This window comes from Delftia sp. Lp-1 (genome assembly GCF_020523835.1).
GTDB classification, from domain to species: Bacteria; Pseudomonadota; Gammaproteobacteria; order Burkholderiales; family Burkholderiaceae_C; genus Comamonas; species Comamonas acidovorans.
The window spans coordinates 1,997,403-2,023,478 of sequence record NZ_JAJALJ010000001.1 but is presented as its reverse complement, the minus strand read 5'-3'; the positions used below and the strand labels follow the sequence as shown (position 1 = coordinate 2,023,478).

At 67.7% G+C, this 26,076-nt stretch carries 22 protein-coding genes and 2 riboswitches; of the genes, 14 read left to right on the top strand and 8 right to left on the bottom strand.

Annotated elements, in window-relative coordinates:
- Window positions 1–34 precede the first annotated feature (34 nt).
- The 3 genes from LGR64_RS08955 to LGR64_RS08945 form a co-directional block, all read right to left on the bottom strand.
- Window positions 35–421, bottom strand: a complete 387-nt coding sequence (locus LGR64_RS08955) for a cupin domain-containing protein (protein WP_043825491.1) — start codon at window positions 419–421, stop codon at window positions 35–37.
- A gap of 76 nt (window positions 422–497) precedes the next feature.
- Window positions 498–1,310, bottom strand: coding sequence for an AraC family transcriptional regulator (locus LGR64_RS08950; protein WP_063325588.1), 813 nt, complete (start codon window positions 1,308–1,310; stop codon window positions 498–500).
- A gap of 60 nt (window positions 1,311–1,370) precedes the next feature.
- Complete coding sequence (locus tag LGR64_RS08945; RefSeq protein ID WP_328511967.1) at window positions 1,371–2,831, bottom strand: MFS transporter; 1,461 nt, start codon at window positions 2,829–2,831, stop codon at window positions 1,371–1,373.
- Window positions 2,832–2,924: 93 nt separating this feature from the next.
- On the opposite strand from LGR64_RS08945, the gene LGR64_RS08940 reads away from it, so the two are divergent.
- Window positions 2,925–3,815, top strand: a complete 891-nt coding sequence (locus LGR64_RS08940) for a LysR family transcriptional regulator (RefSeq protein ID WP_230355276.1) — start codon at window positions 2,925–2,927, stop codon at window positions 3,813–3,815.
- A gap of 255 nt (window positions 3,816–4,070) precedes the next feature.
- Window positions 4,071–5,552 carry an amino acid permease gene (locus LGR64_RS08935; RefSeq protein WP_013801947.1) on the top strand — a complete coding sequence of 494 codons (1,482 nt, stop codon included), beginning with the start codon at window positions 4,071–4,073 and terminating at the stop codon, window positions 5,550–5,552.
- Between the two features lie 51 nt (window positions 5,553–5,603).
- Here the strand turns inward: LGR64_RS08935 and LGR64_RS08930 are convergent, their stop codons facing one another.
- From LGR64_RS08930 to LGR64_RS08920, 3 genes are all read right to left on the bottom strand, one after another.
- Window positions 5,604–5,966, bottom strand: coding sequence for a VOC family protein (locus tag LGR64_RS08930; protein ID WP_141831549.1), 363 nt, complete (start codon window positions 5,964–5,966; stop codon window positions 5,604–5,606).
- Between the two features lie 85 nt (window positions 5,967–6,051).
- Window positions 6,052–6,819: a helix-turn-helix domain-containing protein gene (locus LGR64_RS08925; RefSeq protein WP_141831547.1), complete on the bottom strand. Its 768-nt coding sequence runs from the start codon at window positions 6,817–6,819 to the stop codon at window positions 6,052–6,054.
- A 5-nt stretch (window positions 6,820–6,824) separates the two neighbouring features.
- Entirely contained in the window at window positions 6,825–7,280 is a 456-nt protein-coding gene (locus LGR64_RS08920) for an Lrp/AsnC family transcriptional regulator (protein WP_012206124.1), read from the bottom strand.
- Between the two features lie 367 nt (window positions 7,281–7,647).
- Between LGR64_RS08920 and LGR64_RS08915 the strand changes: the two genes are divergently transcribed.
- A complete protein-coding gene (locus LGR64_RS08915; RefSeq protein ID WP_409333504.1) occupies window positions 7,648–9,369 on the top strand; it encodes a sensor histidine kinase in 1,722 nt (573 codons plus the stop codon).
- Between the two features lie 51 nt (window positions 9,370–9,420).
- Here LGR64_RS08915 and LGR64_RS08910 read toward each other — a convergent pair whose 3' ends face one another.
- Window positions 9,421–9,912, bottom strand: coding sequence for a DMT family transporter (locus LGR64_RS08910; protein ID WP_230355275.1), 492 nt, complete (start codon window positions 9,910–9,912; stop codon window positions 9,421–9,423).
- A gap of 98 nt (window positions 9,913–10,010) precedes the next feature.
- Here LGR64_RS08910 and LGR64_RS08905 point away from each other — a divergent pair, with 98 nt between their 5' ends.
- Window positions 10,011–10,940 (top strand): LysR family transcriptional regulator, encoded by a 930-nt coding sequence (locus tag LGR64_RS08905; RefSeq protein ID WP_230355274.1) that lies wholly within the window; start codon window positions 10,011–10,013, stop codon window positions 10,938–10,940.
- 27 nt (window positions 10,941–10,967) lie between these two features.
- Here LGR64_RS08905 and LGR64_RS08900 read toward each other — a convergent pair whose 3' ends face one another.
- Complete coding sequence (locus LGR64_RS08900) at window positions 10,968–12,572, bottom strand: fatty acid--CoA ligase (RefSeq protein WP_268868997.1); 1,605 nt, start codon at window positions 12,570–12,572, stop codon at window positions 10,968–10,970.
- Window positions 12,573–12,741: 169 nt separating this feature from the next.
- A riboswitch (glycine riboswitch) is annotated at window positions 12,742–12,853 on the top strand.
- A gap of 15 nt (window positions 12,854–12,868) precedes the next feature.
- Window positions 12,869–12,987, top strand: a riboswitch (glycine riboswitch).
- A gap of 59 nt (window positions 12,988–13,046) precedes the next feature.
- Between LGR64_RS08900 and gcvT the strand changes: the two genes are divergently transcribed.
- The 10 genes from gcvT (at window position 13,047) to LGR64_RS08850 (ending at window position 26,000) form a co-directional block, all read left to right on the top strand.
- A complete protein-coding gene (gene gcvT, locus LGR64_RS08895) occupies window positions 13,047–14,180 on the top strand; it encodes a glycine cleavage system aminomethyltransferase GcvT (protein ID WP_442873805.1) in 1,134 nt (377 codons plus the stop codon).
- 135 nt (window positions 14,181–14,315) lie between these two features.
- Entirely contained in the window at window positions 14,316–14,690 is a 375-nt protein-coding gene (gene gcvH, locus LGR64_RS08890; protein ID WP_012206130.1) for a glycine cleavage system protein GcvH, read from the top strand.
- A 71-nt stretch (window positions 14,691–14,761) separates the two neighbouring features.
- A complete protein-coding gene (gene gcvP / locus LGR64_RS08885) occupies window positions 14,762–17,653 on the top strand; it encodes an aminomethyl-transferring glycine dehydrogenase (RefSeq protein WP_230355271.1) in 2,892 nt (963 codons plus the stop codon).
- Between the two features lie 154 nt (window positions 17,654–17,807).
- Window positions 17,808–20,027 (top strand): PAS domain-containing hybrid sensor histidine kinase/response regulator, encoded by a 2,220-nt coding sequence (locus LGR64_RS08880; RefSeq protein ID WP_065347154.1) that lies wholly within the window; start codon window positions 17,808–17,810, stop codon window positions 20,025–20,027.
- A complete protein-coding gene (locus LGR64_RS08875; RefSeq protein WP_409333503.1) occupies window positions 20,024–20,746 on the top strand; it encodes an RluA family pseudouridine synthase in 723 nt (240 codons plus the stop codon). Before LGR64_RS08880 ends, LGR64_RS08875 begins: the two co-directional genes overlap by 4 nt.
- Window positions 20,747–21,086: 340 nt before the next feature.
- The gene (locus tag LGR64_RS08870; RefSeq protein WP_012206134.1) at window positions 21,087–22,208 is read left to right on the top strand and encodes a branched-chain amino acid ABC transporter substrate-binding protein; all 1,122 of its coding nucleotides are present in this window, start codon (window positions 21,087–21,089) and stop codon (window positions 22,206–22,208) included.
- A gap of 97 nt (window positions 22,209–22,305) precedes the next feature.
- On the top strand, window positions 22,306–23,232 hold the full coding sequence (livH, locus tag LGR64_RS08865) for a high-affinity branched-chain amino acid ABC transporter permease LivH (protein WP_012206135.1): 927 nt from the start codon (window positions 22,306–22,308) through the stop codon (window positions 23,230–23,232).
- Window positions 23,232–24,470 (top strand): high-affinity branched-chain amino acid ABC transporter permease LivM, encoded by a 1,239-nt coding sequence (locus tag LGR64_RS08860; RefSeq protein ID WP_043824703.1) that lies wholly within the window; start codon window positions 23,232–23,234, stop codon window positions 24,468–24,470. The genes livH and LGR64_RS08860 overlap by 1 nt, the downstream gene beginning before the upstream one ends.
- Before the next feature lie 52 nt (window positions 24,471–24,522).
- On the top strand, window positions 24,523–25,290 hold the full coding sequence (livG, locus tag LGR64_RS08855; protein WP_034394891.1) for a high-affinity branched-chain amino acid ABC transporter ATP-binding protein LivG: 768 nt from the start codon (window positions 24,523–24,525) through the stop codon (window positions 25,288–25,290).
- Between the two features lie 8 nt (window positions 25,291–25,298).
- Window positions 25,299–26,000 carry an ABC transporter ATP-binding protein gene (locus LGR64_RS08850; protein ID WP_034398706.1) on the top strand — a complete coding sequence of 234 codons (702 nt, stop codon included), beginning with the start codon at window positions 25,299–25,301 and terminating at the stop codon, window positions 25,998–26,000.
- The last annotated feature ends 76 nt before the right edge of the window (window positions 26,001–26,076 follow it).

The window sequence follows — 26,076 nt, the reverse complement described above, 5'->3', positions numbered from 1 at the left end:
GGCGCCCCTTGTTCATGGGATGGCTGCGGGCTGGCTAAACCCACACATCGTTCATCGCCGTCCTCTCGCCGCCTTCCTCCCCGGTGTTCAGCACCCCGCGCGGCTCGATCAGCATGAGGCGGGCTTCCCGCTTGGCGCTGGGCTTGTGCTCCGTGCCTTTGGGAACCACGTAGAGCTCACCCTGGCGCAGCAGCACATGGCCATCACGGAAGTCGATGCGCAGTTCGCCGTCCAGCACCAGGAAGGCTTCATCCGTTTCGGCATGCGAGTGCCAGATGAACTCGCCCTGCACGCGCACGATCTTGAACTGGTAGTCGTTCATCTCGGCGACGACGCGGGGGCTCCACTGGCCGGTGAAGCGGCTGAATTTCTCGGGGAAGTTGATGGCCTCGTAGGGGCGGTTTCCAACGGGGAACGTCATGGGCAGACCTTATGAAAGCGTGTGAAGCCTCCATGCTAGGAAGCGCCATCCCTTCGGTCTTGCACGATCGTGCAGCTCAGGCCGCGCCCAGGCGCCTGAGCCAGCGTGCGGGCGGCACGCCATAGGCCATGGCGAACTGGCGCGCCATGTGGCTCTGGTCGAAGAACCCGGCCTGCAGTGCGGCATCGGCCACGCCCTGCCCGGCCAGCAGCAGGCGCCGCACGGTGTCCAGCCGGCGCATGGTCAGGTAGCGGTAGGGGCTGGTGCCGTAGAGCGCGCGGAAGTCACGGCACAGCCGCCAGCGGTCCAGGCCGCTGGCCTGGGCCAGGGCATCCAGGGTCACGCCCTGCACCAGCGCGTCGTGGATGCAGGCGCGGGCGCGCTCCACGGCCCCCAGGTCGGGCAGGCGCCGGACGTTGCGGCGGCCCGCCACGGCGTCCAGCGCCCATGCCAGGTCGTAGATGGCGTCGTCGCGGGCCAGCGGCTCCAGGTCTTCATCCAGGCCCTGCAGCAGCGGCAGCAGCGCGGCCTTGAGCCGCGGATCGGCAGACAGCCCGCCCTCGACAAAGGGCAAGGGCCTGCCGCCGAGCACCTGCTGGATCAGGGCCGGCTCCACATAGACCATGCGGTAGCGAAAGCCTGCGTCGGTGCCCGCGTGGCCGTCATGCAATTCATCGGGATGCAGCACCATGGCACCGCCCGGCAGACTGTGCCGCTGGCTGCGGCGGTAGGCAAAGCTTTGCACGCCGGACAGCGTCAGGCCCAGCGCGTAGGTGTCGTGCCTGTGGGGCGCATAGCCGTGCCCGCCGAAATAGGCCTCGATGCGCTCCAGGCCAGCGCCCAGTTGCGAATGCCGGACCCAGTCGCTGGAGATGCTCGTTTCTGCCATGTGGGTTGGTGGTGAGGGGTGTGCAAAGCAGCCGCAGATGGTAACTGCGGGCCAGTGACCTCAAGGCGAGCAGGCCGGCTGCTCCGCGCCCGGCACGGCTTGGCTTGACGGTGCGCGGCGCATGCCCGCCGACACCACCCACCCCAGCAGCGCGATCAGCGCAGCACCCCATTCGGCCTGCTGCAGCCCCCGGGCGGTGGCCTCGCGCAGCGCATCGGGCGCCGTGATGCCGGCCAGCGGCGCCGTGGCCACCATGACCAGCAGGGCCAACCCCAGCGCCGCGCCCACTTGCTGGGCCGTGGCCGCAATGCCCGAGGCCACGCCCTGCTGCCCAGCCGCCACGCCCTGGCCGGCCACCACCCACATGGCGGTCCAGCACGCGCCCTGGCCCAGGCTGAGCACCACGAAGCCGGGCACCAGCCAGACATAGCTGCCACCCAGCGGCAGCGCCCAGGCCATGTAGGCCAGGCCGATGGTGCCTGCGGCCCAGCCGCCCATCAGCACGGTGCGCGGCGTGGAGCGGTGCAGCCAGTGTTCGGCCCAGCGGATGCCCAGCGTGCAGACCGCCGTGGGCAGCAAAAAGGCCATGCCGGCCTGCAGCGGGCTCCAGCCGAAGATCTGCTGGAAATACAGCGCCAGGAAGTAGTACTGCACGCCAAAGCTGCTCATGAAGATCATGGTCAGCAGCATGGCCGCGCGCAGGCTGGGCACGCGCAGCAGGGACAGCGGCATCAGCGGCGAGGCGATGCGGGCCTCGATGCGCCAGAACAGCGCCAGCGCCGCGATCGCCACGGCCAGCGTCCCCAGCGTGGCGGCGCTGGCAAAGCCCCATTCAGGGCCTTGCACCAGGGCCGTCACCAGCAGGCTGCTGCCCACGGTCACGCTCAGGCAGCCGGCCAGATCGAAGCCCTGGCCCGGCGCGGCGCGCCCGGTCTGGGCCGAGGGCGGCAGAAAGCGCAGCGCCGCCATGGCACACGGCCAGGCCACGGGCACCAGCACCCACAGCACCCAGTTCCAGCCCAGCGTCTGCGTGAGCACGCCGCCCAGCATCGCGCCGGCCGCCAGCCCGCCGGCCGACGCCATGCTCCACACGGCCAGGGCGCGATTGCGCTCGGGCCCTGCCGCATACAAGGTGTTGATCAGCGACAGCGTTGCCGGAAACAGCAGCGCCCCGGCCACGCCCTGCCCTGCGCGGCCCAGCACCAGCTGCCAGGGCTGCGAGGCAAAGCCGCCGACCAGGGAGGCCAGGCCGAACAGCGCCATGCCCGCCACATACATGCGCCGCTTGCCCAGCAGGTCCGCGCAGCGCCCGCCCAGCAGCAGGCAGCCGCCAAAGGCCACGCTGTAGGCACTGACCACCCATTGCAGATGGTGCGCGTCCATCTGCAACTGCTGACCCATGGCGTCGAGCGCGACGAAGACGATGGTGGCATCCAGCGCAATCAGCAGCTGGGACAGGGACAGCAGCGCCAGCGCGGCGCGCGGGTGGCGCAGGGCGCCGGGGGAATCGGTCATTGGCATGGCGCCGATCCTAATTAATGCACTTGTGAAGATAAACAGCAGATTTTCATTTTTCTTATGCAAAACTGCATTAATCGAATCTGGAGACATGCCATGGATCTCAACGCCGTGCACCTGCTCATCAAGGTGGCCGAAAGCCGCAGCTTCACCCAGGCCGCCACGCTGCTGGGCACCAGCCAGCCCCGCATCTCGCGCGCCGTGGCGCAGCTGGAGAAAGACCTGGGCACGCGGCTGCTGCACCGCAATACGCGCAGCGTCTCGCTCACGCCTGATGGCTGTGCGCTGGTGGACCGCTGCGCCCCGCTAATCGCCGGGCTGGAAGAGGCGCGCCAGCTGGTCAGCGACCGGCGCTGCGCCCCCAGCGGCGTGCTGCGCATGACGGCGCCGTCCATGCTGGGCCGCATCGTGCTGGTGCCGCTGCTGGGGCAGTTGCTGCGCGAGCATCCGCAGTTGCAGATCGACACCAGCTTCACCGACCGCCTGGTGGACATGGTGGAGGAAGGCTTTGACGCGGCCGTGCGCATAGGCCCGCTGGCAGACAGCCGCATGATTGCCCGCGCCCTGCCGCCGCTGCGCTGGGTGACCGTGGCCTCGCCCGCCTACCTGGCGGCGCGCGGCACGCCGCAGACGCTGCAGGAGCTGGCGCAGCACAGCTGCATGGCCGTCTACAACCACTACCTGGGCCGGCGCGTGCCCTGGCAGTTCCTGGCCGGCAATGGCGAGACGCTGGACTGGCCTGCGCCGCAGACCGTGACCTTCGACAGCGGCGATCCGCTGGTGGAAGGCTCGCTGGGCGGCCTGGGCGTGGCCCAGGTCATGGAGTTCGCGGTGCGCGAGCACCTGCAGGCGGGCCGGCTGGTGCGGCTGCTGCCCCAGCACGAGGGCCGCGCCCGCGAACTGTCCCTGGTCTACCCGCGCACGCGCCAGGCCTCGCCGCGCATCAAGGCACTGGCCCAGCTGCTGCTGGCGCAGACACAGTGGTAAGCAGGCAGGCGGGCCGCAGACGGCGTGGCGCCATGCACACAGTGGGTTCGGATTCAGTTCCGCTTATGTGGGTGAAGGGGGATTAAACTCCTGCCTTTCCACGATGGCAGCGTTCTCGGACAATCACGCCTTTTCGTGGTGCATGCACCTTGATGGGGCCGCGACACAGCGGCTCTTTTGTTTTTCCTGTTTTGCATTCCTGCCCCCGCGCCGGCCAGCGGCCGCGCGGGATCTGATCCACCAATCGACACATCCATGGCAGCAGACAACTCCAAGAATGCCGCTCCCACCGCGCTCAGGCGCGAACTCAAGGCGCGGCATCTGTCCATGATCGCCATCGGCGGCTCCATCGGCACCGGCCTCTTCGTTGCCTCGGGCGCCACCATCTCGCAGGCCGGCCCCGGCGGCGCCCTGCTGGCCTACATGATCGTGGGCCTGATGGTCTACTTCCTCATGACCAGCCTCGGCGAAATGGCCGCCAACCTTCCCGTCTCGGGCTCGTTCGCCACCTACGGCGCGCGCTATGTGGACGAAGGCTTCGGCTTCGCGCTGGGCTGGAACTACTGGTACAACTGGGCCGTCACCATTGCCGTGGACCTGGTGGCCGCCCAGCTGGTCATGGCCTACTGGTTCCCCGACGGCAACGGCATGCTGTGGAGCGCCCTGTTCCTGGCCATCATGTTCGGCCTCAACGCCATCTCGGTCAAAGGCTTCGGCGAGGCCGAGTACTGGTTCGCCGCCATCAAGGTGACCACCGTCATCCTCTTCATCGGCGTGGGCGTGCTCATGATCCTGGGCATCGTGCGGGGCGGCGCGCCTGAAGGCGTCTGGGGCAACTTTGCCCTGTGGAGCCAGGGCGACGCGCCCTTTGCGGGCGGTTTCTCGGCGCTGATCGGCGTGGCCATGATCGTGGGCTTCTCCTTCCAGGGCACGGAACTGATCGGCATTGCCGCTGGCGAATCCGAGAACCCTGCCAAGAACGTGCCCCGCGCCGTGCGCCAAGTGTTCTGGCGCATTTTGCTGTTCTACGTCTTCGCCATTCTGGTCATCAGCCTGCTGATCCCCTACACCGATCCGCACCTGCTCAAGAATGATCTGGGCGACATCAGCGTGAGCCCCTTCACCCTGGTCTTCGAGCGCGCGGGCCTGCTGTCGGCCGCCGCCGTGATGAACGCCGTGGTGCTGACCTCGGTGCTGTCGGCCGGCAATTCGGGCATGTACGCCTCCACGCGCATGCTCTACACGCTGGCCTGCCAACGCATGGCGCCGCGCATGTTCTCGTATGTCAACAAGCGCGGGGTGCCCACACTGGCCCTGCTGGCCACCACCGTGGTGGCGGCGCTGTGCTTCCTGACCAACATCTTCAGCCCGCAGCTGGTCTACATCTGGCTGCTGAATCTGTCGGGCATGACGGGCTTCATCGCCTGGCTGGGCATTGCCATCAGCCACTACCGCTTCCGCAAGGGCTTCGAGGCCCAGGGCCTGGACCTGAACCAGCTGCCCTACCGCGCATCCTGGTTCCCGTTCGGCCCAATCTTCGCCTTCGTGCTGTGCATGGTGATCACGCTGGGCCAGAACTACGAGGCCTTCATGGCCGACCGCATCGACTGGACCGGCGTGGTCGCCACCTATATCGGCCTGCCGCTGTTCCTGCTGATCTGGGGCGGCTACCGCCTGGTCAAGGGCACGCACATCGTGAAGTACAAGGACATGCAGCTGGGCTCCAACGTCGACTGACGCCCGGCCCAGTCCCATGAAAAACAGCCCGCAGATGCGGGCTGTTGGCTTTCAGGCATCGGCCGACCACACGGCCAGCTCGTAGCCATCCGGATCGGTGAAGTGGAACCTGCGGCCACCCGGGAACGCGAACACCGCGCGGCTGATCACGGCCCCGGCCCCGGCCGCTTCCACGCGGCGCTGTGCCTCGACCAGATCGTCGGCGTAGAGGATGACCAGCGGGCCACCGGGCCGCACCTCCTCGCCGGTGGTGAAGCCGCCCGTCAGCCGGCCATCGCTGAACTCGGTGTAGGCCGGCCCGTAGTCGGTGAAGGTCCAGCCGAAGGCCTCGCCGTAGAACGCCTTGCTGCGTGCGATGTCGGCCACGTTGAATTCGATGTTGTCGATCTGGTGGTTGTTGCCCCTGATGCCCATGTGATGCTCCATTGAATGTCGGTAAGCCGCCATCATCGGCCACGCAGGGGCACGGCATCTTGAACAAAACGGCCAGCCGGACTGCTCAATCCAGCAGTTGCTGCAGGGCAGCGCGGGGCGTGACGCCGCACAGCGCCCTCACCTCGCGCGACAGATGCGCCTGGTCCGCATAGCCGGCGTCCGCCGCCAGCGCCGCAAGACCTGCCTGCCGGTCAGACCGTGCCAGGGCCAGCAGGCGCTGAAAGCGCAGCACGCGCTCCAGGGTCTTGGGGCCGTAGCCAAACTGCGCGTGGCACAAGCGGCGCAGGCTGCGCTCGGACATGTCCAGCTGCGCGCGCATGGCGGCCAGCACACCGGATTCATCCCGCCCGGCCGCAGCCGCCACACTGAACAGCTCCATGGCCTGCCGGTCCGGCGCTGGGGCGTCGCGGCCCATTTGCACCAGTCCATGGATGAACACGGCCTGCCCTGCGCCCGGCTGCGCATCGTTGATGCGATGCACCCACTCCCGCGCGCGCGGCCCCAGCAGATCGCCCAGTTCCACCGCCTGCCCCACGATCTCGTCCATGGGCAGGCCCAGCCAGGCGCTGGCCGCACCGGGGCCGAAGCGCGCCCCCCATACCTCGGACCCCGGCACCAGCGCGGGCCGCGCAGCCACCCTGTCAGGCCCCACGGCCAGCAGCCGCCCGCCCTTGCAGACGATGTCCACGCAGCCATCGGGCACCACGAGAAAGCCGCCGGCATAGTCCGGGGCCACGGTGCTGCTCCACAGGCACTGGAAGTGCGGCTGCAAGGCGGGCGGCGGGCAGTGTTCGCGGTAGGGGGCGGGCGGCGGCGCCTGGCCAGAGGGCATTGACTTCAGACCCCCAGCGGCAGGTCGGCCTTCTTCAGCGTGCGCAGCACAAAGCTGGACTGGCTGTGGCGAATGCCCTTGATCTTGTAGAGCTTCTCGCGCAGCAAACGCTCGTAGTCACGCGTGTCCTTGACGACGACGCGCAGCAGGTAGTCGTACTCGCCCGAGACCAGATGCGCCTCCACCACCTCGGGAATGGTCGCCAGCATCTCGCCGAATTTCTCCAGCGTGTTGTCCGAGTGGCTGTCCAGAGTGACCTGCACCAGCACCGTATCGCCCAGGCCCAGCGCCAGCGGGTTCAGGCGCACGGTATAGCCCTCGATCACCCCCGCCTCTTCCAGCTTCTTGATGCGCGCCCAGCAGGGCGAGGCGCTCAGACCCACGGCAGCGCCGATTTCCTGCAGGCTGGCGCGCGCGTTGGCCTGCAGGGCGGAAAGAATCTTTCTGTCGAGGATGTCCATGGCCGGCAATCTACTGCAAAACAGGCAGGCGCAGAATAATTTTCTGTAGCAACGCCTGTTTTGAAGAAATAAAGCAGCATTTTCTGAGACCAAACGCGCACACTTGTCTGCATGGAAGCACGCTTACCGGCGCAGCAAAACCATTCACCCAGCCCCGCCGACTACCGCCAGCGCCCGGATGCGTGATCCAGACCAGGAGCCCGTTACAGGCCGCCCCGCTTATCCGCAGCGGGGCGGCCTGTTGCATTGGGGCACCTGGCAGACGGCAGACAGCGCTTTCCCGCAATGGCCGCCGGTGCACAATGGCCCCCCGCAAGCCTGCACGGCGGACATATATGGGCGCACGCCACATCAACCAATCGGACCCTTGATCCACACGCAAGACAACCCCACCGAAGGCGGCCGGGGGCACTGGCAAACAGGTGCTGCAGCGCAATGGCTGATGCAGACCCTGGTGCAGGCCCTGGCAGCTGCAGCGCTTCTGGCACTGCTCACCCGCTTGCTGCCCAACCCACAGGCCGCCCAAGGCATTGCGGTCTTTCCCGGCAGGAGCATGGCGCCGGCCGCCATGCTGCTTTACGCGTACATGGGCTCGGCCCTGGCCATCACGCTGATGAGCCTGATCCTGTGGTGCTGGCTCAGGGAAAGGCTCTACATTCTTTGCGCCGCGCTCCTGGCAGCCGGCTTTGCCTACGCTGCTTTCCGTTACCGGCCCGAAGGCCTGTGGCTGCCCGGCGCCGACCAGCCCCAGCATGCACTGTCCATCGCCTACTGCAGCTTCTGTGTGGTGGCGACGGTGTTTTTCAGCCAATTGTTCGAGTTCCGTCGCCATTGGATCTGGGCTGCGCACCTCTTCAGCGTGGTGGCCTGGCTGAATGCCATCGCACTGGGCCTGGCACTGTCGGGTGGCTATCCGCAGATCTCGCGTGCCGTGGTGTTCACGGCCCTGGTGTCCACATCGTTCGGCGCGGTCTTCGTGCTGTACCTGCTGGTGGTTCGAAGGCAGTGGCAATACCTGCCGGGCGCGCTGGCGTTTGCGGTGCCTTCCGCCCTGGGCATCCTGAACCTGCTGAGAACCCAGGGCCTGCTGCCGGATGTTGCGCTGCCATCGGCACAGATGCTGTGGTTTGCCGGGCGTGTTTCCGAGGCCATCCTGCTGGGAATGGCGGTGACCAATCGCACGCGGGTGGCGGAGCGTGCCCTGCGCAGTGAGCGGATGCAGGCCCTGTCACGCGCCCAGGCGGCCGAGCGCGAGCTGGAGTCCAAGGTCCTGCAGCGCACCGCACAGCTGCAAACAGCCCAGCAGGCCTTGCAGACCGCCTTGCACAGCGAGCGCGAGATGCGGCTGGAGCAGCGCCAGTTCTTCAACATGATCAACCACGAGTTCCGCACCCCGCTCACCATCGTGGACGGCGCCGCGACCGAGCTGCAGACGTTCCCGACGACGGATGCGGATTCCCTCATCGAGCAGGCGTCGCAGATACGCAGGGCTTCGCGCCGGCTGATGAACCTGGTGGACACCTGCCTGATCAACGACCGGCTGGACGCGGGCGCGTTCCGGCTGCAACTGGAGCAGACGCCATTGGATGAACTCCTGGAGGAGTCTGCAGAGCTCGTCGGCTGGTCCCGGCGGCATCGCTTGAAACTGGATCTGGAACACGGCCCGCAGCAATGGCAATGCGACCCTGTCCTGGTGCGCATTGCCATCTCCAACCTTGTCGGCAACGCCATCAAATATGCCAAGGCGGGCGACATCACCCTGGCCGCCCGCTGCGATGCGTCCGGTGACCTGCTGATTTCCGTCAGCGACCAGGGACCGGGCCTTGCGCCCGAAGCGGCAGGACAGGTTTTCGAGCCCTATGAACGCGCAAGCGCCACCCGGCACGTCAACGGGCATGGCCTGGGCCTGTCCGTGGTCAGGCGCATCGCCAGGCTGCACGCAGGCGACGCGTTCTTCCAGCCGGCTGCCGGAGGCGGGGCCTGCTTTGTCATCCGGCTGGGCCGGTTCCTGCCCGGCACGGCAGATGCCCGCCAGGAACGTCCACCAGCGGCAAGGCCGGCCGCCGTGCCGCCGGGCATGCCCGCCTGACGCGGGCAAGGCCGGGGCCTTCGCCGGTGAAGCAGGGCGTGCTCGCGGCACTCATGGGGCCGCCGCTGCACGGGCCGTCCCGCCCTGCACCACCAGCAGCACACCACCCAGGATCAAGGCCACGCCAGCCAGGCGCGTCGCATTGACCGGCCGTGCGCCCAGGCCCATCAGGCCGAAGTGGTCCACCAGCACCGAGACCACGATCTGCCCCGCCACCACGCAAACCAGGAAGCCGCCTGCGCCCAGCTTGGGTGTCACGGCCGCCGCACTGGCCACATAGATGGCCCCCAGCACACCGCCTATCCATAGCCACCATGGCCCCGCTGCCGCCTGGGCCATGGCCGGAGCGGGCGCGCGCAGCACCCACAGTGCAGGCACCACGACCATGACGCTCACGGCCAGCGAGACCAGCGCGCCCCACAGCGGGTGGCCCAGCAGGCGGCCCACCAGGGCATTGCTGGCAGCCTGGAATGGCAGCATGGCCCCCGCCAGCAGCGCCAGGGCCACGGGAGCAAGGGCGGCGAATGTGCTTTTACCTGTCATGCAGCAAGACCTTTCTTCTTCTGTCAATCGATGCCTGCATGCTCTCGCATCCAGCGTGTTGATGGAAATCGTTTGTGTGCACGGTCTATATTCATGGCATGGATGAACTGCGCCGGATCGACCTCAACCTGCTGCTGGCCCTGCACGCCCTGCTGGCCGAAAAACATGTGACGCGTGCGGCCCTGCGTCTGCACAAGAGCCAGCCGGCCATGAGCCATTCGCTCGCGCAGCTGCGCGAACATCTGGGCGACCCGTTGCTGGTGCGGCGCGGCGGCCGCATGGCGCTGACGGCACGCGCACAAGGCCTGGTGCAACCGCTGGCGGATGCGCTGGGCAGCCTCAACGGCTTGCTGGCACAGGCGGAGTTCGACCCCGCCCACGCACGCGGACGGCTGCGGCTGGCGCTGTCGGACTACGCATCGCGCATCGTGCTGCCGCCGCTGATGCGGCATCTGCGCCAGCACGCACCCGGGCTGGACCTGGCCATCAGCCAGTCCACGCGCGAGGTGATGCTGGCCCAGCTGGCCGATGGCGAACTGGACCTGGCCCTGGGGCCCTTCCCCGACGCACCCGACCTGCCCGAGGGCATCGAGGTGCAGGATCTGTTCCAGGAGCAGTTCGTGAGCGTGGCCGACCAGGCCGTGCTGCCGGCACGCGGCGGGCTGTCACTGCAGGACTGGCTGCAGCGCCCGCACGTCATGCTGGCCATGCGGCCCGACGCCAGCGAGGAAATCGAACGGGCGCTGGCCGCCCAAGGCCTGAGCCGCCGCGTGGTGCTGGCCCTGCCCCACTGGAGCGCGGCGCTGGAGGTGCTGGCAGGCACCGACCTCGTGCTGACCGTGGGCAGCCGCGCCATTGGCGACCTGCGCCGCCACAAAACGCTGCGCCGCTTCGCTCCGCCGCTGGAGCTGCCCGAGTTCGCCTACCAGCAGGCCTGGCATGTGCGCAAGCAGGGGGATGCCATGCATCGGTGGCTGCGCAACTCGATGGCGCAGTGCTGTACTGCGCAGGGGCAAACACAGGCGTAAGAGCAGGAGTAAGCGCAGGCCGCAGCCTCAGGCTGCCACCACCACCCTCAGCAACTGCTTCTGTATCTTCCCGCTGGCCGTCTTGGGCAGGGCCTCGCGGAAGTGGTAGCGGCGCGGGCGCTTGTAGGCGGCCAGGCGGTCGCCGTGGACCAGAAAGGCGTCCAGCGCCTCGGCCGTGGGCGTGGCGCCAGGCTTGGCGACCACGTGGGCGGCGACGATCTGGCCCCAGCGCTCATCAGCCTCGCCGATGACGGCGACCTCGAGCACGTCGGCATGCTCGACCAGCGCGTCTTCCACTTCGCGCGGATAGACGTTCTCGGCGCCCGAATTGATCATGTAGTCGATGCGGTCGCGGATCCAGAGGTAGCCATCGTCGTCGATGTGGCCCAGGTCGCCCGTGTGGTACCAGCCGTGCGCCAGGGCGCGGGTGTTGGCGTCGGGGCGGTTGAGATAGCCGGCCATCATGCAGGGGCCGCGCACCAGGATCTCGCCCACCTCGCCGGGCAGGCAGGCCTCGGCCGGATCGGTGGGGGCGTTGTCTTCGCGCAGGCGCGCCACGATGAGGTCATGGCCCATGGAGGGCAGCCCGGCCGAGCCCGCGTGCGAGAGTTGCTCGCGCGGCAGGAGGATGGACATGCAGGGTCCCATCTCGGTGGTGCCGTAGACCTGGACCAGGTCGCTGCCGACCTTGCGCGTCCATTCGCGGATCAGGTGGGGGGCCATGGAGGCGCCGCCGTACTCCACCAGCCGCAGCGCGGGCGCCTGCTCAGGCGAGGCAATGGGGTCGGCCAGCAGCATGGTGACCATGGTGGGCGCCGCGAAGAAGAAGCTCACGCGCTCTTCGCGGATCAGGCGCCAGGCCTCGGCCACGTCGAAGCGGCGCAGCAGCACCTGGGTCGCCCCGGCCTGCAGGCGCGGCAAAAAGCTGGTGTGCAGCTCGGCCGTGTGGTTGAGCGGCGCCATGGCCAGGCCCACGTCGTCGCGCGTGAACTGCATGGTCTGGTGCATGAGGGCGTTGTGCGCCAGCTTGCTGCGGTGCGTATGCAGCACGCCCTTGGGCCGGCCCGTGGTGCCGCTGGTGTACATGAGGATGCAGGGGTCGCTCTCGCGCACATGGGCCTGGGGCGGCGCGCTGCTGCGGCCCCTGGCCAGGGCGGACAGGCGCTGCGTGGCCCAGACCGGCAGCGGGTCGGCCGGGGCATCGTCGGCAAAGATCCAGTGCTCGATGCCTGCGCCAGTGCCGCCGCCTTCGGCCTTGAGCAGGGCCTGGGCGCGTGCGGCCACCTCTCCGCCCTCGTGCTCGAACACCAGGGCGCGCGCAGCACCGTCCTTGAGGATGAAGGCCAGCTCCTGCGCCGCCAGCCGGTAGTTGATGGGGTTGAAGATGGCGCCCAGGCGCGCGGTCGCCAGCATGGTGAAGACAAAGGCCGGCGTGTTGTAGAGAAAGGCCGCGACCACGTCGCCATGGCCTATGCCCAGCTCGGCCAGGCCGTGGGCGTGGCGGTTGACTTCGGCATCGAGCTGGGCGTAGGTCCAGGCGCGGCGCTCGCCGCCCTCCCAAGCGACCAGGGCTTCCTTGTTCGGCAGGTAACGTGCCGGCCAGGCCAATGTGTCTCCCAGCGTCTGCTGCATGTGCGCTTCTTCCTTCTCGCTCACGAGATTTCATATATCGATGCATCTCAATGTAGGAGATTTTTTAGACAGTTATGCAATTTGCAAATGCATCCATGCAGGCAAGCGCATGGAGCTGGGGCCGGCCCGCGGAAATCCCGAAGCCGCGCGGACGCTGGCCGCAGCTAGAATGCGCCGGTCAGGAGAGAGTGCCCGCCCGGCCGCAATGGTCACAGGCAGCGGCACCGCCGAAGGCGCAGGGTTCGTCCCGAACGCTCAGGCAAAAGGACTGGCACCGCCTGCCGCCACGGCCGCAGGCGTTCCTAGCTGGAGAGAGATGCAGGGCACGGCGGTGTGCCCCATCCACCGAAGGAGCAAGCCCCACGCATGGAAGGTGCGGGTGAATCTCTCAGGTAAAGCGGACAGCAGGGCAGGACATCCCGGGATTCCGGGATGGCGTTGTGCCTTGCCCCTTGCCGAAAAGAGAGTCCCTCCTTGACCGCTGCCTCCACCACCGATCTGCTCAAGACCCCGCTGTTCGAACTGCACCAGGAACTGGGCGCGCGCATGGTGCCGTTTGCCGGCTACTCCATGCCCGTGCAATACCCGCAGGGGCTGATGGCCGAGCACCTGCACACGCGCGAGGCGGCAGGCCTGTTCGATGTCTCGCACATGGGCCAGATCATCCTGCGCGGCCCGGATGCCGGCGCGGCGCTGGAATCGCTGCTGCCCATGGACGTGCTGGGCCTGGGCGAACACCGCCAGCGCTACGGCCTGCTGCTCAACGACGCGGGCGGCATTCTGGACGACCTGATGTTCGTGCGCCGCGAGGACGACCTGTTCCTGATCGTCAACGGCGCCTGCAAGCACGAAGACCTGGCGCACATAGAGGCCCGCATCGGCCAGCGCTGTGAAATCGAGCCCCAGTTCGACCGGGGCCTGCTGGCGCTGCAGGGCCCGCAGGCAGCAGCCGCCATGGAGCGCTTGCTGCCCGACACGGCCGGGCTGGTGTTCATGACGGGCGGCCACTTCGACTGGGAAGGCGCCGAGCTGTACATCACGCGCAGCGGCTATACCGGCGAGGACGGCTTCGAGATCTCCCTGCCTGCCAGCCACGCCGAGGCCTTTGCCCGTGCCCTGCTGGCCCAGCCCGAAGTCAGGCCCGTGGGCCTGGGCGCGCGCAATTCGCTGCGCCTGGAAGCCGGCCTGTGCCTGTACGGCAACGATCTGGACACGACCACCACCCCGGCCGAGGCCGCCCTGAACTGGGCCGTGCAGAAGGTCCGCCGCATCGGTGGCGAGCGCGAAGGCGGCTTTCCCGGCGCGGCCACCGTGCTGGCCCAGCTGCAGGCGCCCGAGCTGCTCACGCGCAAGCGCGTGGGCCTGGTGGCCCTGGAGCGCGTGCCCGTGCGCGAAGGCACGGAGCTGCTGGATGCCAGCGGCCGCAAGGTCGGCCAGGTCACCAGCGGCCTGCTGTCGCCCACGCTGAACCAGCCCGTGGCACTGGCCTATGTGGAGCCGGGCAGCGCCGCCGTCGGCACCACGCTGCAGGCCATGGTGCGCGGCAAGGCCGTGCCCATGCAGGTGCAGGCCACGCCCTTCGTGGCGCCCCGCTATCACCGCGGTTGAGGACAGCCTGCGCGCTTGGCGTGGATCGAGTTCGGCGGATTCGTTTTTCCTGCCATCGCATGCCGCTACAGTGCGCACTGACCTTTCTCAAACCGCCTTTCACAGGTTTCTTTTCAGTTTCTATCGGAGCAAGCCATGAGCATCCAGTATTCCAAGGACCACGAATGGATCAACGCCGCCAACCCTGACGCGGCCATCGTCGGCATCACCCTCCACGCGCAGGATGCGCTGGGCGACGTGGTGTTCGTCGACCTGCCCGCCGTGGGCACCAGCTTCAACCAGGGCGATGTGGCCGGCGTGGTCGAGTCCGTCAAGGCCGCCGCCGATGTCTACATGCCCGTCAGCGGCGAGATCGTCGAAGTCAACGAAGCCCTGCGCGACGACCCCTCCCTGGCCAATAGCGATCCGCTGGGCGAAGGCTGGTTCTTCAAGGTCAAGCTCAGCGACGCAGGCCAGCTGGCCGCGCTGCTCGACGAAGCCGCCTACACGGCCTTCGCACAGAGCAACTGACGCCACTTTCCGGCCAGGACGGGCGCCAGGGCCCGCCCTGGCGCTTTTCAGCTTTTGAGACAGGTCACTCCATGCTGATGTCCTCCACCCAGCCCCTTGCCGCCCTCGAGAACGCCACCGAATTCGTGGCCCGCCATATCGGCATCGCGCCCGAAGACGAGGCCCACATGCTCAGCGCCATTGGCGCGGCATCGCGCGATGCGCTGATCGACGCCATCGTCCCGCCCTCCATCCGGCGCCACCAGCCCATGGCGCTGCCGCCGGCCGCCACCGAGGCCCAGGCGCTGGCCGAGCTCAAGGCGCTGGCAGGCCGCAATCAGCTGCTCAAAAGCTTCATCGGCCAGGGCTACTACGGCACGCACACGCCCGGCGTCATCCTGCGCAACATTCTGGAGAACCCCGCCTGGTACACGGCCTACACGCCCTACCAGGCCGAGATCTCGCAAGGCCGCATGGAGGCCCTGGTCAACTTCCAGACCATGGTCTGCGACCTGACGGCCATGCCGATTGCCAACGCCTCCATGCTGGACGAGGCCACGGCGGCCGCCGAGGCCATGACGCTGGCCAAGCGCTCCGTCAAAAGCAAGAGCAACCGTTTCGTGGTGGCCGGCGATGCCCACCCCCAGACCATCGAAGTCATCCAGACGCGCGCCGCGCCGCTGGGCATCGAGGTGCTGCTGGCCAACTCGCTGGAGGAATGGAACCAGCTGATGGAGGGCGACTACTTCGCCGTGCTGGCCCAGTACCCCGCCACCAGCGGCCGCATCGACGATCTGCGCGCCGACGTGGACAAGGCCCATGGCAAGCAGGCCGCCTTCATCGTGGCCACCGACCTGCTGGCGCTGACCCTGATCACGCCGCCCGGCGAATGGGGTGCCGACATCGTGGTGGGCACCACCCAGCGCTTTGGCATGCCCATGGGCGCCGGCGGCCCGCACGCCGCCTTCATGGCCTGCCGCGACGAGTTCAAGCGCTCCCTGCCCGGCCGCCTGGTCGGCGTGAGCGTGGACGTGCATGGCAAGCCCGCCTACCGCCTGGCACTGCAGACGCGCGAGCAGCACATCCGCCGCGAAAAGGCCACCTCCAACATCTGCACGGCCCAGGTGCTGCCCGCCGTGGTGGCCAGCATGTACGCCGTCTACCACGGCCCCGAGGGCCTGGAGCGCATCGCCCGCCGCGTGGCCTCGTACACGGCCATCCTGGCGCGCGGCCTGGCCGAGCTGGGCGCGCCGCTGCGCGAGGTGCCCAGCTTCGACACGCTGAGCCTGCACACGGGTGCGACCACCCAGGCCATCGTGGAGCGTGCCGTGTCCCTGGGCGCCAACCTGCGCGTGTATTTCAAGGAATACCTGTGCATCTCGCTGGACGAGACCACCACGCGCGCCGATGTCGAACTGCTGTGGAAGATCTTCGCCCGGGACGGCCAGGCCCTGCCCAGCTTCGCCGCCTTCGAAAAGGGCGTGGAGCCGCTGATCCCTGACGGCCTGCGCCGCAGCAGCGACTTCCTCACGCACCCGGTGTTCAACACCCACCGCTCCGAGACCGCCATGCTGCGCTACATCCGCCAGCTGTCGGACAAGGACCTGGCGCTGGACCGCAGCATGATCCCGCTGGGCTCCTGCACCATGAAGCTCAACGCCACCAGCGAGATGATTCCCATCACCTGGCCCGAGTTCGCCCAGGTGCACCCCTTTGCCCCGGCCGACCAGCAGCAAGGCTATGCGGAACTGGACAAGCAGCTGCGCGACTGGCTGTGCCAGGCCACGGGCTACGCCGGCATCAGCCTGCAGCCCAATGCCGGCAGCCAGGGCGAGTACGCGGGCCTGCTGGCCATCAAGGGCTGGCATGCGAGCCGGGGCCAGTCGCACCGCAACGTCTGCCTGATTCCCAGCAGCGCCCACGGCACCAACCCCGCCAGCGCGCAGATGGTGGGCATGCAGGTGGTGGTCACCGCCTGCGACGCCAACGGCAACGTCGACATGGCGGACCTGGCGGCCAAGTGCGAGCAGCACAGTGCCAACCTGGCCTGCATCATGATCACCTACCCCAGCACGCACGGCGTGTTCGAGACCCAGGTCAAGGAGCTGTGCAAGCTGGTGCATGACCACGGCGGCCGCGTCTACGTGGACGGCGCCAACATGAACGCCCTGGTGGGCCTGGCCGCGCCGGGCAGCTTCGGCGGCGATGTCAGCCATCTGAACCTGCACAAGACCTTCTGCATTCCGCACGGCGGCGGCGGCCCGGGCGTGGGCCCCGTCTGCGTGGTCGAGGACCTCGTCCCCTTCCTGCCCGGCCATGCCACGGCGGGCCTTGCGGGCGGCACGGGTGCCATCAGTGCCGCGCCGCTGGGCAATGCGGCCGTGCTGCCCATCAGCTGGATGTACATCCGCATGATGGGTGCCCAGGGCCTGACCCTGGCCACCGAGACCGCCATCCTCAGCGCCAACTACATCAGCGCCCGGCTGCGCGACCACTACCCCACGCTGTACGCAGGCGAGCACGGCCATGTGGCGCACGAGTGCATCCTGGACCTGCGCCAGTTCAAGGAAAGCACGGGCGTCATGGCCGAGGACGTGGCCAAGCGCCTGATCGACTACGGCTTCCATGCGCCCACGCTGTCCTTCCCCGTGCCCAACACGCTGATGGTGGAGCCCACCGAAAGCGAAAGCCTGTACGAGCTGGACCGCTTCGTGGACGCGATGATCGCCATCCGCGAGGAAATCCGCGCCATCGAACAGGGCCGCCTGCCCCAGGACGACAACCCGCTCAAGAACGCGCCGCACACGGCCGAGACGCTGCTGGCCTCGGAATGGGCCCACCCCTACAGCCGCGAGGCCGCTGCCTACCCGGTGGCTGCCCTGCGCCAGTCCAAGTACTGGTGCCCGGTGGGCCGCGTGGACAACGTCTACGGCGACCGCAACCTGTACTGCAGCTGCATCCCCGTGGACGCTTACCTGAGCTGAAGCACCTGCCACCGAAAGGGGCGCTTGTGGCGCCCCGCCTGGCGCGCGTACACTGCGGCCCTGCCCGCGCCGGGCTCCGGTAATCTGCCGGACGCCGGGCGCGGGCCACCAGGATTTGTGCGGCATGTGCCGCTTTCCACAGCGCCAGCCCGCGATGAGCAGCCCAGACCATTCCGATCCGCCTCGCGACGACGAGCACCTGCCCCTGCATGCGCTGCTGGCGCCCGGCGCCGACCTGCCCCCCGTCGAACGCTTTCCCCTCTTCCAGCCCGAAGACGACCCGCTGCAGGCCCTGGTGGCCGAGCTGCGCAACTACCAGCGCGAACTGGAAATCCAGAACCGCGTGCTGGACTACAGCCAGGCCGTGGCCGAAAGCGCCTCCGAGCGCTTCGAGGCCCTGTTCGCCAGCATTCCCCTGCCCCTGCTGGTGGTGGACGAGCACGACATGGTGGTGCAGGCCAACGCCATGGCGCACAGCGCCTTCCAGCCCTCCGAGCATGACCGGCTGCTGGTGAACTTCGCGCCCTTCGTGCACCCGGATGACGCCGAGCGCGTGCGCGAGACCTTCTCCGCCGCACGCGAACTGGGCCGCACCGAGGCACATGAGGTCTGCTTCGAAATCACCGAGCAGCACCAGCTGCGCGCCGACCTGCACGTGGCCTGCATCGCCATCCCCCAGCAAAGCGGCCCGCCCATTGCCCAGTACCTGTGCGCCGTGGTGGACCAGGGCCCGCTGCTGGCCGAGCGCCTGGCGCTGCAGCAGCGCAACCATCAGCTGTTCCTGAGCGAGCGGCGGCTGGAATCGGTCATCAACTCGGCGCTGGACGCCATCATCTGCCTGGACTCGGACCAGCGCATCACCGTCTTCAATCCCACGGCCGCCGCCCTGTTCCTGTGCCCGCCGCACGACGCGCTGGGCAGTCCGCTGGAGCGTTTCCTGCCGGACGCGGCACAGGCCCTGTCCTTTGCACCGCTGACCACGCAGGCCGTGCTGGGCGAGATGACGGCGCGCACGGCCAGCGGCCGCGAGATTCCGGTCGAGGTCAGTGTCTCCTTCGAGCACCACAGCGGCGGCGAGACCACCACCGTGTTCGCGCGCGACCTCACCAGCCGCAAGAAGGCCGAGGCCCAGCGCAACGAGCTGGAAGACCAGCTGCGCGAATCGCACAAGATGCAGGCCCTGGGCACCATGGCCGGCGGCATTGCGCACGACTTCAACAACATCGTGGGCGCCATCCTGGGCAACGTGGAACTGGCCAAGGCCGACTGCGGCGGCAATGCCGCGGCCATCGAAAGCCTGCAGGAGATCGAAAAGGCCGGCCGCCGCGCGCGCGACCTGGTGCGCCAGATCCTGACCTTCAGCCGCAACGAGCCGCCCCAGCGCAAGCCCGTGCAGGCGCGCGAAGTCATGGGCGACACGGCGCGGCTGCTGCGCGTGACCCTGCCGCCCGCCGTGGAGCTGCAGGTGCACGTGCCGCCGCAGCTGCCTCCCATGCTGGCCGACGCCATGCAGGTGGAGCAGGCCCTGTTCAACCTGTGCACCAACGCCATGCACGCCCTGGGTGAGCGGCGCGGCCTGATCCAGATGGACGCCGACCTGGTGCGCCCCGACCAGCGCCTGTGCGAGCGCCTGGGCCTGCCGCCCGTCAGCTACGTGGCGCTGTCGGTGCAGGACAACGGCCCCGGCATGGATGCGCGCACGCTGCAGCGCATCTTCGAGCCCTTCTTCACCACCAAGCCCGTGGGCCAGGGAACGGGCCTGGGCCTGCCCGTGGTGCACGGCGTCATGCGCAACCACGGCGGCGCCGTGGACGTGTACAGCATTCCAGGACAAGGCAGCCGCTTCACGCTGTACTTTCCCCCGGCCGACGCCCTGGCGCCCGCCGAGTACGCACCAGCCCAGGCGCCCGCGGCCGAAACGCCGCCCAGCCTGCCCGAGCCGCTGGCAGCCGCAGAAACCCCGACCGGCCCGCAGTTCGCCCTGCTGCCCGACCCGCAGGCCGCACAGCAGCATGTGATGTACGTGGACGACGACCAGGCCCTGGTCTTCCTGGTGCAGCGTCTGCTGCGCCGTCGCGGCTACCAGGTCAGCGGCTTCACCGATCCGCACGAGGCCACCGAGGCGCTGCGCGCCGCCCCCCAGGACTACGACCTGCTGGTCACCGACTACAACATGCCCGGCTACAGCGGCATCGACCTGGTGTACGAGGCGCTGTCCATCCAGCCCCTGCTGCCCATCGCCCTGGCCTCGGGCTACATCACCGCCGAGATCGAGCAGGCCGCCATGGCCGCTGGCGCCCGGGCCCTGGTGCACAAGCCCAATGACGTGGAGGAGCTGTGCGCCACCGTGCACAGGCTCCTGAATGAACGGTGAGCGGCTCAAGCCCTGAACGGCTGCAGGAGTGCCCCGGTGCTGGTACTGCTGCCGATGCAGATACCGATGCAGGTGTCTCCTGCCTGTACGAGGACGCCGAGCTGCTGGTGCTGGACAAGCCCTCCGGCCTGCTGTGCGTGCCCGGGCGCGGCCCCGACAAGCAGGACTGCCTGAGCGGCCGCGCCTTGCAGCGCTGGCCCGATGCGCTGGTCGTGCACCGGCTGGACCAGGCCACTTCGGGCCTGGTGGTCATGGCGCGCAGCCTGGCCAGCCAGCGCCTCCTGAGCGAAGCCTTTGCGCAGCGCCGCGTGCACAAGCGCTATGTGGCCGTGGTCGCCGGCCGTCCTGCCGCGCAGCAGGCCGACGCCTGGCAAAGCATCGACCTGCCGATAGCCGCCGACTGGGAGCGGCGCCCCTTGCGCATCATCGACGCCCTGCAGGGCAAGCCCAGCCAGACCCTGTGGCGCGCCATGCCCGCAGCCACCGAAGACCAGGGCACACCCACCACGCGGGTGCAGTTGCAGCCCGTGACGGGCCGCACCCACCAGTTGCGCGTGCATATGGCGGCGCTGGGCCATCCCATCCTGGGCGATGCGCTCTATGCCGATGCCGCCGTGCAGGCCCTGTCGCCGCGCCTGCTGCTGCATGCGCACCAGCTGGAGCTGGCCCATCCCCTGTCGGGCCAAACGCTGCGTTTCGAATCCGCCGTGCCGTTTTGATCCACCGCAGAAACACGGAAACCGGCGCCCCCTGGCGCGTTGCTGCAATGCAACATTCCGTGTACGTGTTTCCCCTTCTTGCAGTCGGTCATATTGGTTTCATGCAGCACCGTCTGGGTGCACCGTCGGCATCAGGCGTTTTCGTCGCCCAAAACCGGCGTTGACAAGCGGCCTGCGATGGCATCCAGCCCTTAGCGAAAAGCCTGCATGCGCGCCAGCCCCGGGATACCCTGTTGCCATTGGTAACCAGGAGATTAATCTGTGCTTCTTTGCGCGGATCGCCCCTACAGGAGCCACCGCGTTTTTCAGAACGCTTTACCCAAAGTTGAAGGAAGTACTCATGAGCATTCCGTTCCGCATGCACACCGTCGTCGCCGCCCTGGGTTTGGCTGGTGCCGCCTTGTTCTCCACAGCGCATGCGCAAATCAAGATCGCCATGGTGGTTCCCACCACCGGCCCGCTGACGCAGTACGGCGACATGGTCAAGGAAGGCGTGAACACCGCCGTGGAAATGGCCAATGCGGCTGGCGGCGTCAATGGCAAGAAGATCGAGCTGGTGTCCGTCGATGACGCCTGCGAACCCAAGCAAGGCCCCGTGGCCGCCAACCGCGTGGTCAACGCCAAGATCGGCTACGTGATCGGCCCCGTCTGCTCGGGCGCATCGATTGCCGCCGCCCCGATCTACAACAACGAAGGCGTGGTCGTCGTGACCCCCTCGGCCACCTCCCCGGCCCTGACCGACGGCAAGAACTACCACTTCATCTTCCGCACCATCGGCCGCGATGACCAGCAGGGCCCTGCCGCCGCCAAGTTCATCCTGGACAAGGCCAAGCCCAAGAAGGTTGCCGTGCTGCACGACAAGCAGTCGTATGGCCAGGGCATTGCCTCCTCCGTGCGCGACGACCTGAAGAAGGCCGGCGTGGAAGTGGCCCTGTTCGAAGGCATCAACGCCGGCGACAGCGACTACTCCGCCGTCATCACCAAGCTCAAGAGCGCCGGTGTGGACTTCGTCTACTACGGTGGCTACCACCCCGAAATGGGCCTGCTGCTGCGCCAGGCTTCCGAGCAGGGCCTGAAGGTCCGCATGATGGGCCCCGAAGGCGTGGGCAACCCCGAAGTCAACGCCATCGCCGGCAACGCCGTCGAAGGCATGCTGGTGACCCTGCCTGCAGACTTCTCGGCCAACCCCAAGAACGCCGCCGTGGTCAAGGCCTTCAAGGACAAGAAGCGCAATCCCTCGGGCGCCTTCCAGCTGACCGCATTTGCCGCCACGCAAGTGCTGCTGGACAGCATCAAGGCCGTGGGCGACAGCCCCGCCAAGGTGGCTGACCACCTGCACAAGTCCAACTTCGAGACCGTTCTGGGCTCGGTGGGCTGGAACAAGCAGGGCGACCTGAAGTCCTTCGACTTCCAGGTGTTCGAATGGCACAAGGACGGCAGCAAGTCGGTCGCTGCCAAGTAATCCCCCTCGTTGACTGGCCGGGGCACGCTTGCGCGTGTCCCGGTTGTCTGCATCCTGGCCTTTTAGGCCTTTTCCTGTTTTGGGGCGGCATTACACCATGTCAGAACTCTTACCTCAGCTGATACAGCAGCTGTTCAACGGACTGTCCCTGGGCGCCATCTATGCCCTGATCGCCATCGGCTACACAATGGTCTACGGCATCATCGGGATGATCAACTTCGCCCACGGCGACATCTACATGATCGGCGCCTATATCGGCCTGGTCACGCTGTCGGCCATCGGCACGACAAGCGGCCTGCCCGTGTGGGCCATCATCGGCCTGATGCTGGTGGTGTCGGTCTTCGTCACCGGCGTCTACGGCCTAGTGGTGGAACAGGTGGCCTACAAGCCGCTGCGCCGCAGCCCGCGCCTGGTGGCCCTGATCTCGGCCATCGGCATGTCCATCTTCCTGCAGAACTGGGTGGCCCTGGGCCAGGGCGCGCGCGACATGGCCGTGCCCTCGCTGCTGCCGGGCGCGCTGCGTTTCGGCGCCGAAGGTGGCTTCGAGATCTATGTGCCCTACTCGCGCATCCTGATCATCGTGGTCGCCATCGTGCTCATGGTGCTGCTGACGCTGTACATCCGCCATTCCCGCATGGGCCGTGCCTCGCGCGCCTGCGCCCAGGACATGCACATGGCCAGCCTGCTGGGCATCGACACCAACCGCGTGATCTCGTTCACCTTCGTGCTGGGCGCCATGCTGGCGGCCGTGGGCGGCGTGCTGATCGCGCTGGCCGTGGGCAAGCTCAACCCGTTCATCGGCTTTCTGGCCGGCATCAAGGCCTTCACGGCGGCGGTGCTGGGCGGCATCGGCTCCATCCCCGGCGCCATGCTGGGCGGCGTGCTGCTGGGCGTGGCCGAGACCTTTGCGGCAGCCTACATCTCGTCCGAGTACAAGGACATCGTGGCCTTCGGCCTGCTGGTGCTGATCCTGCTGTTCCGCCCCACGGGCCTGCTGGGCAAGCCTGAAGTGGAGAAGGTCTGATGAAAGCCAAACCCACCTTGAACCTGCGCGACGCCCTGATCGCCACGGTGATGACCGCCGTGGTCGTCACGCCCATCTTCGGCCTGCACCTGGAGCGCGCCGGCACCCGCACCATCATCAACCCCGACTGGACGGTGGTGGCCTGGGCCTGCGCCCTGGTCTTCCTGGTGCAGCTGCTGCGCCCGCTGATCGCGGCGAAGATGCCCAAGGTCTCGCTGCCCTCGCTGCCGCACGCACGCCCCAGCCACCGCAACGGCCTGATCCTGGCCGCCCTGCTGATCGCCGTGTCCTGGCCCTTCTTCGCGGGCCGCAACGCGGTGGACATCGCCACGCTGGCCATGATCTACGTGATGCTGGGCCTGGGCCTGAACATCGTCGTGGGCTTTGCCGGCCTGCTGGACCTGGGCTTCGTGGGCTTCTACGCCGTGGGCGCCTACACCTATGCGCTGCTGTTCCACTGGGCCGGCTGGTCCTTCTGGGAAGCGCTGCCGCTGGCTGGCGCCGCCGCCGCGATGTTCGGCTTCGTGCTGGGCTTTCCGGTGCTGCGGCTGCGCGGTGACTACCTGGCCATCGTGACGCTGGGCTTCGGCGAAATCATCCGCCTGATGCTGGTCAACCTGACCAGCATCACGGGCGGGCCGGACGGCATCTCCAGCATTCCCAAGCCCACGGTGCTGGGCCTGGAGATGACGCGCAATCCCTCCACCGAGGGCGGCACGACCTTCCACCAGTTCCTGGGGCTGGAGTTCAGCTCGCTGCACATGGTGATCTTCCTGTACCTGATGGCGCTGCTGCTGGCCGTGATCACGCTGTGCATCTCCAACCGCCTGGTGCGCATGCCCATTGGCCGCGCCTGGGAGGCGCTGCGCGAGGACGAGATCGCCTGCCGCTCACTGGGCCTGAACCCCATGAAGATCAAGCTGTCCGCCTTCACGCTGGGCGCCATGTTCGCCGGCCTGGGCGGCGCCTTCTTCGCGGCGCGCCAGGGCATCGTCAACCCCGAATCGTTCACCTTCATCGAATCGGCGCTGATCCTGTCCATCGTGGTGCTGGGCGGCATGGGCTCGCAGCTGGGCGTGATCATCGCGGCCATCTTGCTGACGGTGCTGCCCGAGCTGGCGCGCGAGTTCTCCGAGTACCGCATGCTGATCTTCGGCCTGGTGATGGTGCTGATGATGATCTGGCGCCCGCAGGGCCTGCTGCCCATGCGCCGCCACCATGTGGAGGTGCGCTCATGAGGCATGCCGACACCATGATTTTTGGGACAACAGAAAGCAGCAAGGGCCGGCAATGAGCGAGTATTTGCTAGAAGTCAAAGACCTGTGCATGCGCTTCGGCGGCCTGCTGGCCGTGGACCATGTGGGCTTCAACGTGCGCCCGCAGGAAGTGTTTGCCATCATCGGCCCCAACGGCGCCGGCAAGACCACGGTGTTCAACTGCATCAGCGGTTTCTACCAGCCCAGCAGCGGCTCCGTCACGCTGGACGGCAGCGCCATCGAGGGCCGCAGCAGCCACCACGTGGCCAACCACGGCGTGGTGCGCACCTTCCAGAACGTGCGGCTGTTCAAGTCCATGACGGTGCTGGAAAACCTGCTGGTGGCACAGCACCGCAGCTCGGGAGTCAACCTGCTGTCGGGCCTGTTCAACACGGCAAGCTACCGCCGCAGCGAAGAGGAAAAGATCGAGAGCGCCCTGCACTGGCTGGACGTCATGGGCCTGCGCGAGTTCGTCAACCGCGAGGCCGGCAACCTGGCCTACGGCCACCAGCGCCGCCTGGAGATCGCGCGCTGCATGATCACCAAGCCGCGCGTGCTCATGCTCGACGAACCCGCCGCCGGCCTGAACCCGCAGGAGAAGAAGGACCTGCAGGGCCTGATCGACCAGCTGCGCCGCCAGTACGGCATTGCCGTGCTGCTGATCGAGCACGACATGGGCCTGGTCATGGGCGTGTCCGAGCGCATCCTGGTCATGGAGTACGGCAAGCCCATCGCCATGGGCCTGCCGGACGCCATCCGCAACGATGAACGGGTCATCAAGGCCTATCTGGGAGAAGCCTGATGCCTGCCATGCTGCAACTGGAGAACATCTCCACCCACTACGGTGCCATCTGCGCGGTCGACAGCGTGAGCCTGCACGTCAACCAGGGCGAAATCGTCTCGCTGATCGGCTCCAACGGCGCCGGCAAGACCTCGCTGCTGATGACGGTGTGCGGCAACCCGCGCGCCAGCTCGGGCCGCATCTCGTTCGAGGGCGAGGACATCACCCAGCTGCCCTCGCACCACATCATGCGCAAGGGCATCGCGGTCTCGCCCGAGGGACGGCGCATCTTCTCGGACCTTACGGTCACGGACAACCTGAAGATGGGCGGATTCTTCCTGGACAAGCCGCAGATCGAGGCCGGCATCGAACATGTGTTCGGCCTCTTCCCGCGCCTGCGTGAGCGCGCCCACCAGCGCGCCGGCACCATGTCGGGCGGCGAGCAGCAGATGCTGGCCATCGGCCGCGCGCTGATGAGCAAGCCCCGCCTGCTGCTGCTGGACGAGCCCACGCTGGGCCTGGCGCCGCTGATCATTGCGCAGATCTTCGAGATCATCCAGACCATCCGCACGGCCGGCGTCACGGTCTTCCTGGTCGAGCAGAACGCCAACCGCGCCCTGCAGATCGCCGACCGCGGCTATGTGCTGGAAACCGGCAAGGTGGTGCTGGAAGACACAGGTGCCAACCTGCTGACCAACGACGCCGTGCGCCGCGCCTACCTGGGCGCCTGACAACGCACAGGCGCCTGGCGCTCCACGGGCCCGCCCTTCGGCGGGCCTTTTTCTTTTCACGCGCAGATCGCACAGT